General features: G+C 72.9%; 12 protein-coding genes. 5 read left to right on the top strand and 7 right to left on the bottom strand.

The window, feature by feature from the left end:
- Positions 1–191: 191 nt before the first annotated feature.
- Complete coding sequence (locus BLT82_RS25505; RefSeq protein ID WP_093658818.1) at positions 192–701, top strand: hypothetical protein; 510 nt, start codon at positions 192–194, stop codon at positions 699–701.
- A gap of 454 nt (positions 702–1,155) precedes the next feature.
- Here BLT82_RS25505 and BLT82_RS25495 read toward each other — a convergent pair whose 3' ends face one another.
- The gene (locus BLT82_RS25495; protein WP_093658814.1) at positions 1,156–1,440 is read right to left on the bottom strand and encodes a hypothetical protein; all 285 of its coding nucleotides are present in this window, start codon (positions 1,438–1,440) and stop codon (positions 1,156–1,158) included.
- 308 nt (positions 1,441–1,748) lie between these two features.
- Between BLT82_RS25495 and BLT82_RS25490 the strand changes: the two genes are divergently transcribed.
- Entirely contained in the window at positions 1,749–3,026 is a 1,278-nt protein-coding gene (locus BLT82_RS25490; RefSeq protein WP_093658958.1) for an ROK family transcriptional regulator, read from the top strand.
- Positions 3,027–3,111: 85 nt separating this feature from the next.
- Here the strand turns inward: BLT82_RS25490 and BLT82_RS25485 are convergent, their stop codons facing one another.
- Entirely contained in the window at positions 3,112–3,690 is a 579-nt protein-coding gene (locus BLT82_RS25485) for a TetR/AcrR family transcriptional regulator (RefSeq protein WP_093658812.1), read from the bottom strand.
- Positions 3,691–3,922: 232 nt separating this feature from the next.
- On the opposite strand from BLT82_RS25485, the gene BLT82_RS25480 reads away from it, so the two are divergent.
- Positions 3,923–5,380, top strand: coding sequence for an MFS transporter (locus tag BLT82_RS25480; protein ID WP_093658810.1), 1,458 nt, complete (start codon positions 3,923–3,925; stop codon positions 5,378–5,380).
- Between the two features lie 84 nt (positions 5,381–5,464).
- Here BLT82_RS25480 and BLT82_RS25475 read toward each other — a convergent pair whose 3' ends face one another.
- Complete coding sequence (locus BLT82_RS25475; protein ID WP_093658808.1) at positions 5,465–6,370, bottom strand: NAD(P)H-binding protein; 906 nt, start codon at positions 6,368–6,370, stop codon at positions 5,465–5,467.
- A 285-nt stretch (positions 6,371–6,655) separates the two neighbouring features.
- Between BLT82_RS25475 and BLT82_RS25470 the strand changes: the two genes are divergently transcribed.
- Positions 6,656–7,135 (top strand): MarR family winged helix-turn-helix transcriptional regulator, encoded by a 480-nt coding sequence (locus BLT82_RS25470; protein WP_244529589.1) that lies wholly within the window; start codon positions 6,656–6,658, stop codon positions 7,133–7,135.
- A 9-nt stretch (positions 7,136–7,144) separates the two neighbouring features.
- On the opposite strand, the gene BLT82_RS25465 is transcribed toward BLT82_RS25470, so the two are convergent.
- Positions 7,145–7,495 (bottom strand): DUF6191 domain-containing protein, encoded by a 351-nt coding sequence (locus tag BLT82_RS25465; RefSeq protein WP_093658806.1) that lies wholly within the window; start codon positions 7,493–7,495, stop codon positions 7,145–7,147.
- 302 nt (positions 7,496–7,797) lie between these two features.
- Complete coding sequence (locus BLT82_RS25460; protein ID WP_093658804.1) at positions 7,798–8,271, bottom strand: VOC family protein; 474 nt, start codon at positions 8,269–8,271, stop codon at positions 7,798–7,800.
- Positions 8,272–8,616: 345 nt separating this feature from the next.
- Between BLT82_RS25460 and BLT82_RS25455 the strand changes: the two genes are divergently transcribed.
- Positions 8,617–11,235, top strand: a complete 2,619-nt coding sequence (locus BLT82_RS25455; protein ID WP_093658954.1) for a SpoIIE family protein phosphatase — start codon at positions 8,617–8,619, stop codon at positions 11,233–11,235.
- A 431-nt stretch (positions 11,236–11,666) separates the two neighbouring features.
- On the opposite strand, the gene BLT82_RS25450 is transcribed toward BLT82_RS25455, so the two are convergent.
- Both BLT82_RS25450 and BLT82_RS25445 read right to left on the bottom strand, forming a co-directional pair.
- Positions 11,667–11,972 carry a hypothetical protein gene (locus tag BLT82_RS25450; RefSeq protein ID WP_143041531.1) on the bottom strand — a complete coding sequence of 102 codons (306 nt, stop codon included), beginning with the start codon at positions 11,970–11,972 and terminating at the stop codon, positions 11,667–11,669.
- 455 nt (positions 11,973–12,427) lie between these two features.
- Positions 12,428–12,985 carry a TetR/AcrR family transcriptional regulator gene (locus BLT82_RS25445; RefSeq protein ID WP_093658800.1) on the bottom strand — a complete coding sequence of 186 codons (558 nt, stop codon included), beginning with the start codon at positions 12,983–12,985 and terminating at the stop codon, positions 12,428–12,430.
- Positions 12,986–13,079: the final 94 nt, after the last annotated feature.

The following is a 13,079-nucleotide window of genomic DNA, read 5'->3' as shown; positions in this document are numbered from 1 at the left end:
GCGCCGGAGAGCGGTTGCGCGGCCCTCTGGCGGACGCGCGTAGACCTCGGGCATCATCACTGTGCTCCACCTGCAACCCCCGCCCCATCAGCCTTGTGGGCACCGGCAGTTCGCGCCGTCGTCAGCCGGCTTCGTGACGATGCGGTGCGCGGCAGGACGGTCGCCCACGGTCAGCAGGAGGGAACCCCGATATGAAGGTCCGCTCTGTCCTCAGCGCGCTCGCGCTCGTCCTGGGGGCGCTGTTCGCCCCGGGATTCGGCGTGGTCACCAGCGCGACGGACGCCCACGCCGTCACCAAGATCAGTCATGCCACGGCGACTTCGATGTTCAGAGCGTCAGGAATCACCTGGTCGTCGTCCGGCGGCTGTTCGGACCGCAACAACCCGACCTGCACCTCCTTCGAGCAGCTCAACCAGGCCACCGCGAAGGGCGCCCAGACCCTGAAGAGCGCCAGTGGCTGCGGGCTCAACATCACCGGCGGTACGGAGACCGGCCACGCCGGCGGCACGTACTCGCACTGGAACGGCTACAAACTCGACTACAGCAAGTACACCTGCGTCGGGAACTACATCAAGAACACCTTCACGTACATCGGCCCGCGCGGCGACGGCGCCCCGCAGTGGAAGTCCGCGTCCGGCAACATCTACGCGGACGAGGGCAACCACTGGGACGTGACCTACTACAACTGCGGCGGCTGCTGAGCCCTTCGCGGGTGTGCGGACGGGGTGCCCCGGCGCCGTCGAGCGGGGCACCCCGTGGGTGCCCGACGGCACCGCCTCCCTCGCGATCGCGGTCTGGATTCCGACCACGCCCTTGCCGCAACGGCGGTCGAGATCTCGGGTGAACTGCACAACGAGGACGGCCAGACCTTCCTTTGCGCCCTCCGGGTACGAGATCCAGCGTGCTGCGAACCTGAAGTCCTTCTCCGCGTCCGCCGCGAGCTGCTTCCGGGCCGTGTGCGAGGTCTTCGCCCGGTCCACCGCCTTCCCCAGCCGCCGGGCGGAGCGGGGCACGGGGTGGCGGGGCGGGCCGTCCTCGCCGCCGGCCACGCGCTTCTTCTGCGGGTCCGCGGTCCCCGCGGGCTCGGTGAGGGGGAAGCGGGTGCCGTCCGGGTGCCGGTGAGGGCACCGGCTCCTCCCCGGGTCGGGGCCCGGGCTACACGGAGGCCACGACCTGGCCGGCCATGACCTCGGGCGGGTTGGGGAGCAGCGACGCGAGGTGGTCCCGGACGAAGTCCGCCGCCTTCCGGATCGACTCCTCGGCCCCCGACTCGTCCTCGAAGACACTCGTGGAGACCATGACCCCGTTCCCGGCGTCGACCCAGTAGTAGGCGAGCAGGCCGGGGATCCCCCGCATGAGCGGCACGAACCCCTCGTTCACGCGGCGGCCCGCCTCGACCGGGTCGGTGACCCCTGAGTACCTTCTGACGGCTGCGTACACGGCTGATCTCCTCACGAGTGGGGGCGGGCTTCCGCTGCCCACGCCGTACCCCTGCGCCCCGGGCTCCGCTCGGGAGCCGTGCGGCAATCACCGGAAGGGACCGGCAGGTGGTCCGAATGGCGGCCCGCGGGGGTCCTCGACGGCCCGCCCGCAGCCGCGCCGCCCGTCCGGACCAGCCGCCGGACCCGGTCCGACATGGACCGTTCAACAGTTGCCGGGCCCGTAAGGAGCGACCTCTTAGACAACGCCGTTGCCGAACCGCCGGCCGGGCGCACAATGGGAGTGTGCATGTGCACTGGGCAGATCCCATCGGCCCGTCGGGCGAGGAGGCGGCCGTTTCGGCGACCGCCGAGCAGGGGAGCGGCCAGGGCGGCAATCTGTCCCTGCTCCGGAACCACAACGCGTCGCTGGTGCTCGATCTGCTGCGGAAGGCAGGGGAGGACGGAATCAGCCGTCCCGAGATCGCCGACTACACGGGTCTCACCCCGCAGGCGGTAAGCAAGATCACGGCCCGCCTCCGGGATGCCGGGCTGCTCACGGAGGCCGGTCGGCATCCGTCGACGGGGGGCAAGCCGCGTACGGCGCTGCGCCTGGAACCGTCGGCGGCGTACGCCGTGGGCGTGCAGCTGGACCGGGACGAGATGACCGCGGTCCTGCTGGATCTGTCCGGCTCGCGAGTGGCGACTCGGGCGGTGTCCGCCGACCTCGGAGCGGGACCCGACGTCGTGACCGACCAGGTGGCGGACCAGGTGCGCGCGCTGCTCGCGCAGTCTCTCGGCGGCAGAGGTCCCGGGGGCGCCCCGCGCGCGCGTGTCGCAGGATTTCCGGACGCGGGGGAGCGGACCCGTGCGCGGCGGGAGCCCGAGGGGCCCGATAACCGGGTGGACGAGGGCGGCGACAGCGAGGAGGGCGACGAGGGCGCGGCACGGGTGCTGGGGGTCGGCGTCGCCATGCCGGGGCCCCTCGATCACCGCGAGGGCGTCCCGCTGCGGGTCACGGGGTATCCGGAGTGGGACGGCTACCGTCTTCGCGACGAGCTGGCGAGCAGGCTCGGTCTGCCGGTGGCACTCGACAAGGACACCAATGCCGCCGCCCTGGGGATACTGCTCCAGGGCGAGAGCGGCTCATTCGCCTATGTGCACCTCGGCACCGGAATCGGCGCGGGGCTGGTGCTGGAGGGCGCCGTGTACCGGGGCGTGCGGACCGGGGCCGGCGAGTTCGGGCACCAGGTCGTCCAGCTCGACGGGCCCTCCTGTGCCTGCGGCAAGCGAGGGTGCCTGGAGGCGCTGTGCCTGGCGGCGATCGCCCGGGGCGACGTCGCCGACGCCGCACGCGTGCTCGCCGTCGGCGTCACCAATCTGGCCGAACTGCTCGACATCGACCAGGTGCTGCTCGGGGGCCGGGCCGTCGCCGCGGCCGAGTCCGAGTTCGTACGAGGGGTGCGGGGCGCGCTCCGGTCCCGGACCCGCCTGATGGTGGCGCCGGCGGGGGGCAGCGCCTACCGCATCGCCGAAGGCGCCGCGCAGCTCGTACTGGCGCCCGTGTTCGGGCGCACCGAGACCCCGGCCGGGCTGCGCATGCGCTGAGTCCGGGGCGGTCTCCGCAGGCCGGTCACCTCGGCGCCCGCAGCGATGCGGTGCCGGAGCGCCGGCGCCCGCCGGCCCCTTGTGCTCAGCGCGCCGTGCGAACCCCGTCGAGCGCGATCGCCAGGACGCGATCGCGCTGGGCGTCGTCGGGGAAGTTCGTCGCCGTGATCCCCGCGACCATCCGCAGCAGGTCGTCGAAGGTCATGTCCCCGCGCGCCTCCCCGGCCACCTGGGCCCGCTCGAACAGCGGGCCACCGGCCTGGTACATGGAGTCCCGGCAGGCCAGGAAGATCTCCGACTCGTCGTTGAGCGCCTCGCGGATGGCCCGCTTCGTCACCGTGTAGTCGACGAACCGGCGCAGCCACGAGGTGAGCGCCTGCCACGGCTCCTGTGCGGCGACGTCCTCGGCCACCCGGCACAGGGCGTTGACCTCGTCCGCGTACACGCTCTCGAAGAGGTGGCGCCGGGTGGGGAAGTTGCGGTACAGCGTGCCGATGCCGACGCCCGCGCGGCGGGCGATGTCCTCCAGGGACGCCTCGGCGCCGTTCTCGGCGAATGCCTCGCGCGCGGCGGCCAGCAGCGCGTCGTAGTTGCGGGCGGCGTCCCTGCGATGAGGGCGCCGTGACGCGACGATCTCGCTGACGGGGAACGGCTGGGCTGCCATGGCGGCCTCCTCGACCGACGGGGTGGAAGTTGAAGCGGAGGATCACCTCCGCTACAGTGGAGGCACCCCTCCACTTTACCAGTCGAGGGGCGGGACCGCCCGGGGCGCACCGCTCGCCCGGCGCCGGCCCGTACGCCGACGTCCCGCCGGTCTCCCCGTCTCGCAGCCGGAACCCCGGGCCGTACGACCGCGACCGGACGACGCCCGCCGCATCCTGTTCGGAAGGCCATTCATGCCCCGCAGCTCCACCCGCCTCACCTTTACGGTCCTCGCGACCGGTGCGGGCGTCTTCTCCATGCTCCAGTCGCTGATCGCGCCCGCCCTGCCCACCGTCCAGCAGGCCATGCACACCTCGCAGTCCACGGCGACCTGGGTGATGACGGCGTACCTGCTGTCGGCGTCGATCTTCACCCCGATCCTCGGCCGGATCGGCGACCTGATCGGCAAGAAGCGCACCCTCGTCGCGGTGCTGCTGGCCCTGGCGGCGGGCTGCCTGCTCGCCGCGCTCGCGCCGAGCATCGGCGTCCTGATCGTCGCCCGGGTCGTCCAGGGCGTCGGTGGCGCGCTGCTGCCGCTGTCCTTCGGCATCATCCGGGACGAGTTCGCCCCTGGGCGGGTCGGTCCGAGCATCGCCAATCTGTCCGCGGTGATCGCCGCGGGCGGCGGCGTCGGCATGGTGGCGGCCGGTCCCGTCGTGTCCGCGCTCGGATACCGCTATCTGTTCTGGATCCCGGTCGGTGTCGTCGCGGTCATCGCCCTGGTGGCCCAGCGCTTCGTTCCCGAGTCGCCCCGACGGGCCGTGGGGCGGGTCAACTGGGTGGGCGCCGCGCTGCTCTCGGGGTGGCTGGTGACCCTGCTGCTGCCCCTCAGCCAGGCGACCAGCTGGGGCTGGACGTCGCCCCTGTCGCTCGGCATGTTCGCCGCCGCCGTGGTTCTCTTCGCCGTGTGGATGCGGGCGGAGTCGCGCTCCCGCTCCCCGCTGATCGACTTGCGGGTCATGAGGCTGCGTGCGGTGTGGACCACCAACGCCGCCGCTCTGCTGTTCGGCGCCGGCATGTACGCGATCTGGTCCTTCCTCCCCGCCTTCGTACAGACACCGCGCTCCGCGGGCTACGGCTTCGGCGCGAGCGTGACGGCGGCCGGACTGCTCATGCTGCCGATGCTGGTCGCGATGTTCCTCTCGGGCGTCCTCAGCGGCCGACTGGAGCCCGCCCTCGGAGCGAAGAAGCTCCTCACCGCAGGTGCCGGGCTCGGTGCGCTGGCCTGTGGCCTCCTCGCCGCCTGGCACGACCGGCCGTGGCAGGTCGCCGTGGTCGCCGGCGTCTTCGGCCTCGGCACCGGCCTGGCCTTCGCGTCCATGGCCAATCTGATCGTGGGCGGCGTTCCGGCCGAGCAGACCGGTGCCGCGACCGGCGTGAACGCCAACGTACGGACCATCGGCGGCTCCATCGGCGCGGCGCTGACCGGCGTGCTGGTGACCGGCAGCCTGCAGCCGTCCGGGTTTCCCCACGCCGCCGGCTACACCCAGGGGTTCGTGCTGCTGGCCCTGCTCTGCCTGGGCGCGGCACTGGCGGCACTGCTCGTTCCCGCGCGGCGCTCCGGCCGTGCCGTCCGGTCCGGTGGAGCCGTCGGTGCCGACGGCTCCGCACCCCTGGAACAGCCGGCGGTCACCACCGGCGCCCGGGACTGACCCCGCCGCCCACTCGCCCGGGCGGGCCCGAACCGTCTCGTGTGGCGTCCCCGGCGCGGCAGCGGGCGGCGGCCGCGCCGGGGCTCAGCCGAGGTAGAAGTCCTTGCGGGCGGCCACGAACTCCTCGATCGACCGGGCGGCGACGCCCGTCACGCGTTCGACGTCGTCGGACGCGCGGTCGTAGCGGTTCTCCCGGTGCAGCCGCGCCATCGTGGCGATGTGCTGTTCGGTGTGCGGCGGGAGTCCCACCTTGGCGAGCACCTCGGCACGCCAGCGGTCCAGGGGGACGTCCACGTACGTCACCGGACGGCCGAGCGCCCTGGAGAACTCCTCCGCCATCTCGTACATGTCGACCGTGCGCGGTCCGGTCAGTTCGTAGACGCGCCCGATGTGCGGGGCGGGGTCGCGGAGCACGGTGGCGACCACCCGGGCGACGTCGGCCACCGCGACCGGTGAGGTGCGCCCCTCACCGAAGGGCAGCACGATCGTGCCGTTCTCCCGGATGGTCCGGGCGGGAAGCGTGGTGAACAGCGGGTTGTCGAGGAACGACGTCGGGCGGATGTGCACCACGGGCAGGCCCGACCAGTTCAGCACCTGCTCGGCCAGCCAGTGCAGACGCTGCTGGTGCGACTCACCGGTGCTGGTGGCGGTCATCTGAGACACCGTCATCTGGGACATGCCGACGAGGCCCTCCAGCTCCCCGTGCTCCCGTGCCACGCTGGCCACCACCGTGGTCGCCAGCAGGTGGTCGGGCGACACGGGCATGGCGAAGTACACCCTCCCGACCCCCTGCAGTGCGGCCGCCACGCTCTCCGGCCGGGTCAGGTCGCCGACGACGACCTCCGCTCCGAGCGCACGGAGCCGGGCCGCACGGTCGTCGTCGTGGCGGACCATGGCGCGCACGGGGACGTCCTGTGCGCGAAGTTGTTCCAGGACGGTACGGCCGACGCCTCCGGCGTTGGCGATGAGAACGGCGTTGCCGGCAACCATCGGTCGGTCTCCTTCGGTGACTGAAGGGTGCGGTCCACGGGCCGCCCGCGTCGTGTGGTCCACCGGCCGCCCGTGCTGTCGGCGCAGGCCTCCGGCCGGGAAGTCGCCACGCACCGGGGAGCGGGTCTCGCGGGGACCTCCAGGACGAGGCTTCCCGATGGAGGGCGTGACGGCCACCCGGGGAGTGCCCGGCGGGCTCCCGGCCCGACCGCGCCCCGACGGGGAGGAGACGCTCCGGCCCCCGGGCGGCGGCACCCTTCGCGTTTACGAGCATCTGCTCTTATCATGGACGGGTACGTTCTGGAGGAGATCATGAGCTCTGCGCCGACGAACCGCGGGGACCTGTGCAACAACCTGGCGCTGCGCAAGGCGGCCCGCTACCTGGGCGCGACGTACGACAAGGCGCTGGGCCCGGCCGGACTGCGCGCGACCCAGTTCAGCATCCTCCAGATGCTGACTGCGCACGGAGAGGTGACGATCGGCAGTCTCGCCGAGATGATCGCCATGGATCGCACCACCCTCGCGTCCAACCTCAAGCCGCTGGCGCGGGAGGGCCTGGTGACCGTGGAGCCGTCGGCGGCCGACCGCCGCGCACGGATCGTCACCGTCACCCCGGAAGGAATCAGCCGGATGAACGCCGCGCTGCCGCTGTGGGAGGCCGTGCAGGCCCGGTTCGAGGGCAGCTACGGCACCGACGAGGCGGCCCGGATGCGCGAGGCCCTGAAAGCCGTCCTCCGAACCGGCTTCGAGCCGTGGGCCGAGTAGCCGGAGACCTCATTCCCCCGCGGGGGACCCGTCCGGCTCGCCCCGCCGGTCCGCGGGCACGCGGACGACTGCCGTTCCGCCGTCCGGATCGATCGTGGTCCGGTTCGGCGGCGCCCCGTCCTCCTCGTCGTCCCGCAGGAGGAGCGCACTCTGCCGCTCCTTCAACTCGCTCTGCTTGCCCGGCGAGAACGTCGCGTGCAGCTGCTCGAAACCCGTCGCCGAGATCTGCCCCTGCCTGACGCTGTTCCGCCACGGCAGCAGCCCGGCCCGCCCCGCACGCAGGAGCAGCCGGTCGGCGAAGGCCATGACGGCCAGCAGGATGACCAGCCCGGGCGTGATCAGGAAGACGGCGAATCCCATGCACGCAGTATCCGGACGGGGGCCGCACACGCACGGCCCCTCAGGCGGGAGTGCCGGCGCCGACCGGCCACGGCGCCCGGCGCAGTTCGCGGTAGCCGGTGCAAGGCCGTACCGGCGTAATGGCGTTGCGCGCGAGCGCCCGGGCGTACGGGCGGGCTGGTGTGCGCCCGGGCGAGGAGGACATCCGGGCCGGGGTGTGGATCCCGGCCCGGAGGCGTCCCGCGGCCGTAGACCGCGCCGGAGGGGAGACGGCCGCTCCCGCGTTCCGACGGCCGGGCGCACGCCGGCGGCGGGGCGTGGGATCAGCGTCCGGGAGCCCGCTGGGTGACCTCCTGCAGCACCCAGCCGTTGCCGTCCGGGTCGCTGAACGTGGCGTAGGAGCCGTAGCTGGCGCGGTCGGGGTGCGGTCCCGCGATCCGCTCCTGGCCTGCCAGGCCATGGGTGGTGTCTCCGGCCTCGTGGCCGTGGTAGAGGATCCCCCCGGCGTCGTGGAACACCTCGCTCACCTCGATGCCGCGGGCGACGAGCTCCGCGCGGGCCCCTTCGATGTCGGAGACGACGAGGTAGAGGCCCTGGGTGGAGCCGGGCGCGGCGTTGGTGAGGCCCGTGCCGAACATGATCGAGCACTCGGAGCCGGGCGGCGTGAGGTGCACGGACCGCCACTCGTCACTGGGAGCGGCATCGAGGTCGAGGCGGAATCCCGCCGTCTCGTAGAAGGCCTTGGCCCGGTCGACGTCGGAGACGGGAAGGATGACGACTTCGAGTTTGAGATCCATTGCGTGTCCTTGTTCTGTGCAACGGCCGCACGGCGCGACCGCTCATGGGTCCGTACCGCCGCTTCGGCGTGGGGTCGGCCGACGGCTCGGCACGGACCTGAGACGCATATGAGCATATGCGCGTAACTGGAAAGGTGCAAGGATGTCCGGATATATGCCCCCGCTGGGCAGTGGTCGGCCCGCCCCTCGCCGAGGGGGAAGGGCGTCACCGCGCCGGGCTCCGGAGCCGGTCGGCGCCTTGTGGCACCGGGCCGAGTGTCCGCCGCGAGTAAGGTGGAATCAGCCCGGCAGCCGTGTCGCGCGAGCGTCCGCAGGCCGGGAAGGCGGCTGCACCGGATGGCGGGCATGAGCGCTCCCGGCAGAACTCGCTCCGCGGCAGCGGACACATCCCAGACCTCGGCGACCGCCGTGGTCGTGGTCGACGGCGCGGGTCTGGTACGCGGCTGGAGCGAGGGGGCCGCCGCACTTCTCGGATGCCCGGCCCCGTGGGCGCTGGGCAGACCGCTCTCGGACGTGTTCCGGCCGGTGGCGGGCACGGCCGCGGACGACCCGGAGCACCGGGCGGGGACCCTCGACCTCGCCGCCGGGCCGGGAGCCCGGGACGGCTGGGAGGGCCGGTGGAGCGTGCGCCGTCCGGACGGCCGGCGGCTCGATCTGGAGCTCAGGGTCCTGCCCGTCGAGGACTCCGGGGACCGGCCCATGCGGCTGGTTCTCGCCGCCGACACCGCACGTACCTGGTGGTCGACCGCAGGCCGCTCCCTGCTCGAGGGGATCACCCGCACCGCCCCGGTCGGCATGGCGATGTTCGACACCGAGTTGCAGGTGGTATGGGTCAACGACGCGATGCAGAACCTGTCCGGCATCGCCCGCGAACGCTTCCTCGGGCGGCGCCTGGGCGACGTCCTCCCGGACCTGGACGTGGAGGAGACCGAGACGGAGATACGCCGGGTCCTGGAGACCGGCCGCCCCTCGACGGGCCGCGAGTACTTCGGTCACGTCCTGTCGGAGCCGGACCAAGTCACCTACTCCACCTCGTGCTTCCGCCTGGAGAGCGACGAAGGACAACCGCTGGGCGCCTGCTACATCATCCTCGACACCACCGAGAACCACCGCGCCCGGCAGCGGCTGACACTGCTGAACGAGGCCCGCAAACGCCTGGGCGGCACGCTGGACGTCCTCCGCACGGCGCAGGAACTGGCCGACGCGGCGGTTCCCGGGCTCGCGGACCACGTCACCGTCGACCTCCTCGACTCGGTCCTGTGCGGTGAGGAGCCCCCCGCCGGCCCAGCCGCCCTCACCGCCTCCGCCACCCTCCGCTGCGCGGGACACCGCGCCCTCCGCGAGGAGCCCGCGACGCCCACCCCACCGGGCGAGCCCTGCGACTACGCGCCGGCGTCCCCCGGGACGCGCGCGCTCGTCGACGGAACCCCCACACTGGCCGCGGAACTCGACCCCGACGACGACCACTGGGCCGCCGGGAACCCGGCCCGCGGTGCCTACCTGCGCGACCTGGGGACGCACTCGCTGATGATCGTGCCCGTCCGTGCCCGCGGCACCGTCCTCGGCGTGGCCACCCTCGGCCGCTGGCAGCCCAAGGGGCCCTTCCGGTCCGACGACCTCGTCCTCGCGGAGGAACTGGCCGGACACGCCGCGGTCTGCATCGACAACGCCCGCCGCTACACCCACGAGCACTCCGCCGCGCTGACGCTCCAGCGCAGCCTGCTGCCCCGGGACCTGCCAGGACAGAACGCCGTCGACGCTGCGTACCGCTACCTGCCCGCTGACGCCGAAGCCGGCGTGGGTGGGGACTGGTTCGACGTCATCCCGCTCTCCGGCGCCCGCGTCGCCCTGGTCGTGGGCGACGTCGTCGGCCACGGCATCCACGCCGCCGCCACCATGGGACGCCTCCGCGCCGCCGTGCAGACCCTCGCCGGGATCGACCTCGCCCCCGACGAGGTCCTCGCCCACCTCGACGACATGGTCGGCAGGATCGCCGAGGAAGGCGACGAATCGTCCGGGGTGACCGGTGCGACCTGCCTCTACGCCGTGTACGACCCGGTCGGCCGCGACTGCACCCTCGCACGCGCCGGCCACCCCGCGCCGGCGCTCGTCACGCCCACCGGCACGGCCCGGCTGGTGGACCTCCCCAGTGGTCCGCCTCTCGGCCTCGGAGGTCTGCCGTTCGAATCCACTCGGATCCACGTCCCGGAGGGGAGTGTCCTCGCCCTCTACACCGACGGCCTGATCCAGAGCCACTCCCTCGACGCCGGCCAGGGGCTCGACATGCTGCTCGACGCCCTGGCCGCGCCCCGGGCCTCGACGGAGGAACTCTGCGACGCCGCCGTCGCCCGCCTCTCTGCGCACCGGCCGGGCGACGACGCGGCGCTGCTCCTCGCCCGTACGCACGCCCTGGGCGACCGGCACGTGGCCACCTGGGACGTCAGCAAGGACCCCGCGGCCGTCGCGCCGGCCCGTGCGGGCGCGGTCCGCCAGCTCGCCGCCTGGGGACTCGAAGACCTCAGCTTCACCACGGAACTGGTGGTCAGCGAGCTTGTCACCAACGCCATCCGCTACGCCTCCGAGCCGATCCGGCTGCGGATGATCCGTGACCGCACGCTCATCTGCGAGGTCTCCGACGGCAGCAGCACCGCCCCCCATCTGCGCCACGCCCGGACCACCGACGAGGGCGGCCGCGGTCTCTTCCTGATCGCCCGGTTCGCGCAGCGCTGGGGCGCCCGGTACGCCGGCGACGGCAAGACGATCTGGTCCGAACAACCCCTCGAACCCCCCGGGGCCGAGGCGCACCTTCGGCGACCTCGACGCCTTCCCGGACCTCGACTCGTTCGGGGATCTCACCGTCCCCGAAGGCACCGGCTCCGAGGACGCCGGCGCGCCGGGCCGACGCGCCAATCCCGGGGCGCCCGGCACAAGCTGAGGTGTTCCCGCCGTGCCGCGATACGGTGATCCCCGGTTCGCCACCCCACACCGAGTTGACGCCACCCCGGCAGGGCGCCGGCCCTGGAAGCCTCGAGGTTCCCGCATGACGCCGATCCGAGCGAGCAGCCGTGGCTGACGCGGCCGCGCGCGCGGAGCAGCAGGTCGCGCGGGTACGGGACGATCCGGCCGGACGCTATGAGCTGGCGCGGGAGTTCTACCGGCACGCGACGGGACCCCGACGCCGGTACGGCCGTGCCGAGCCGAGCTTCCTGCGCTGGTCACTCGCCCGCGGCGTACTGGCTCCGGAGACCTCCGACCCACCGGGCAGCGCCTGGTGGCGCGCCGTCAACGAACGGCTGCTGCGGGGCAAGGCCGAGGCCCATCTGCTGTGCGCCTGGGGTGCGGGCGTGCCCAGTGCCCCCAGCGTCGAGTGCTGGGCGGACTTCATCCGCGCACCGTCACCCCGCCGCTGGTACCGCGCGCACAACGCCAGCATCGTCGCCGGCTACCTGGGCCACGAGGACCTGGCCGCCGCCGAGCGCAAGGTGGAGTGGTTCATGATGAACGTCGCGCTGCTCCGCGTCCTGTTCAACCACGCGATGCTCGCGGAACCGCGTCTCGCGCTCGGCCGGCTGGCGTCGCTGGGGCCGCTGATGGCCGACCCACGCCACCGGAACGTCCGGATGTTCCTCGATCTCGGCCGGTCCTTCCCGCCCGAGTACCCGGTCGCCGCACCCGTCGAGGAGACCGTCCTCGACGAACACGCCCTCGCCCGCATGCTCGACTACGGCCTGATCGCTCCACGGCTGACCGAGCTGTACGAGTTCTCCGCCGCGTCGCTGGACCAGCCGAGGCTCACGGCTCTGCTGGACGACGGTGTTCCCGCCTACCATGGCCGCACGCGGACCCGGTCGATCTGGTACGTCGGCAACACGGGACGCCATTTGCGGGCCATCGCGCGTGCGAGCGGTACGCGCCTGCTCTGGGAGCCGTCACCCGTGCGGCCCGCCCGTCGCCGCAACCGCGCTGATCCCACGCGGCCGCCCGCGAGCGGTCCGGCGCCGAGGATCCCGCGGCAGTGGCCGTGGCGCCGTCGGTTCCGGGACCGGACCGGGGCGCCGATCACCGGGGTGCGGACCACCGCCCGTACCGCTGTGCCGACCGGCGGGACGCGGGCACTGCTCGAACCGGAGCGCGCGAAGGCGGGGTTCGCGGGCGGTCACAGCCGCCGGCGCAGGAGGAGTTCCCCGGCGAGCCGGACGGCCTCGCGGGTGGTGCGACCCGGGTGGTCGGCGGCGATGAAGTGGCGGCCGACGGCGAGGGCGAACGTGAGGGTGCTGCGTGCCTCGACCTCGTCGGCGTCGGCGATGAAGCTGCCGAACATGGCGCGGAGGAACTCCATCCGGGCGTTGTCGACCCGGCGCAGCCGCGTCGCGACCGACGGGTCGTGGCGGGCCCACTCACGGACCGCGAGGTCGACACGGTGCAGATCGTCCGAGAAGGTCAGCTCGCCGGCGCGCCGGACCCGCTCCGCGGGGTCCCCGCCCTCCGACTCGACCTGATCGAGGATGCTCCTGGTGCAGCGAAGCTCCCACTCGTCGAGCATCTCGTCGAGCAACGCGGGGCGGCCGTCGAAGTACCCGTAGAAGCCGCCCTTCGTCACACCGAGTTCAGCGGCCAGGGCCTCGACCCGGACGGCGTCCGGCCCGCCCTCGGCGAGGGCTTCGAGTCCTGCTTCGACCCAGCGGCTTCGGGGAGTCCGGGCGTTGGGAGCCAACTGTCCGCCTGTTCTCGGTGATGAGGGTGTCGAGAGATGTGTACGGTACCGTACACATCAAATATACGGTTGCGTACAGAGCGAGGGGGCGAGG

The sequence above is a fragment of the Streptomyces wuyuanensis genome, assembly GCF_900103455.1.
GTDB lineage: Bacteria > Actinomycetota > Actinomycetes > Streptomycetales > Streptomycetaceae > Streptomyces > Streptomyces wuyuanensis.
This window is presented reverse-complemented; position numbering and strand designations above follow the sequence as displayed.

Coding starts and splice junctions, on each gene's coding strand:
- BLT82_RS25470 (WP_244529589.1), top strand. CDS start 6,656: ATGGACGGGTACGTTCTGGAGGAGATCATGAGCTCTGCGCCGACGAAC.
- BLT82_RS25455 (WP_093658954.1), top strand. CDS start 8,617: ATGAGCGCTCCCGGCAGAACTCGCTCCGCGGCAGCGGACACATCCCAG.
- BLT82_RS25505 (WP_093658818.1), top strand. CDS start 192: ATGAAGGTCCGCTCTGTCCTCAGCGCGCTCGCGCTCGTCCTGGGGGCG.
- BLT82_RS25460 (WP_093658804.1), bottom strand. CDS start 8,271: ATGGATCTCAAACTCGAAGTCGTCATCCTTCCCGTCTCCGACGTCGAC.
- BLT82_RS25465 (WP_093658806.1), bottom strand. CDS start 7,495: ATGGGATTCGCCGTCTTCCTGATCACGCCCGGGCTGGTCATCCTGCTG.
- BLT82_RS25480 (WP_093658810.1), top strand. CDS start 3,923: ATGCCCCGCAGCTCCACCCGCCTCACCTTTACGGTCCTCGCGACCGGT.
- BLT82_RS25475 (WP_093658808.1), bottom strand. CDS start 6,370: ATGGTTGCCGGCAACGCCGTTCTCATCGCCAACGCCGGAGGCGTCGGC.
- BLT82_RS25485 (WP_093658812.1), bottom strand. CDS start 3,690: ATGGCAGCCCAGCCGTTCCCCGTCAGCGAGATCGTCGCGTCACGGCGC.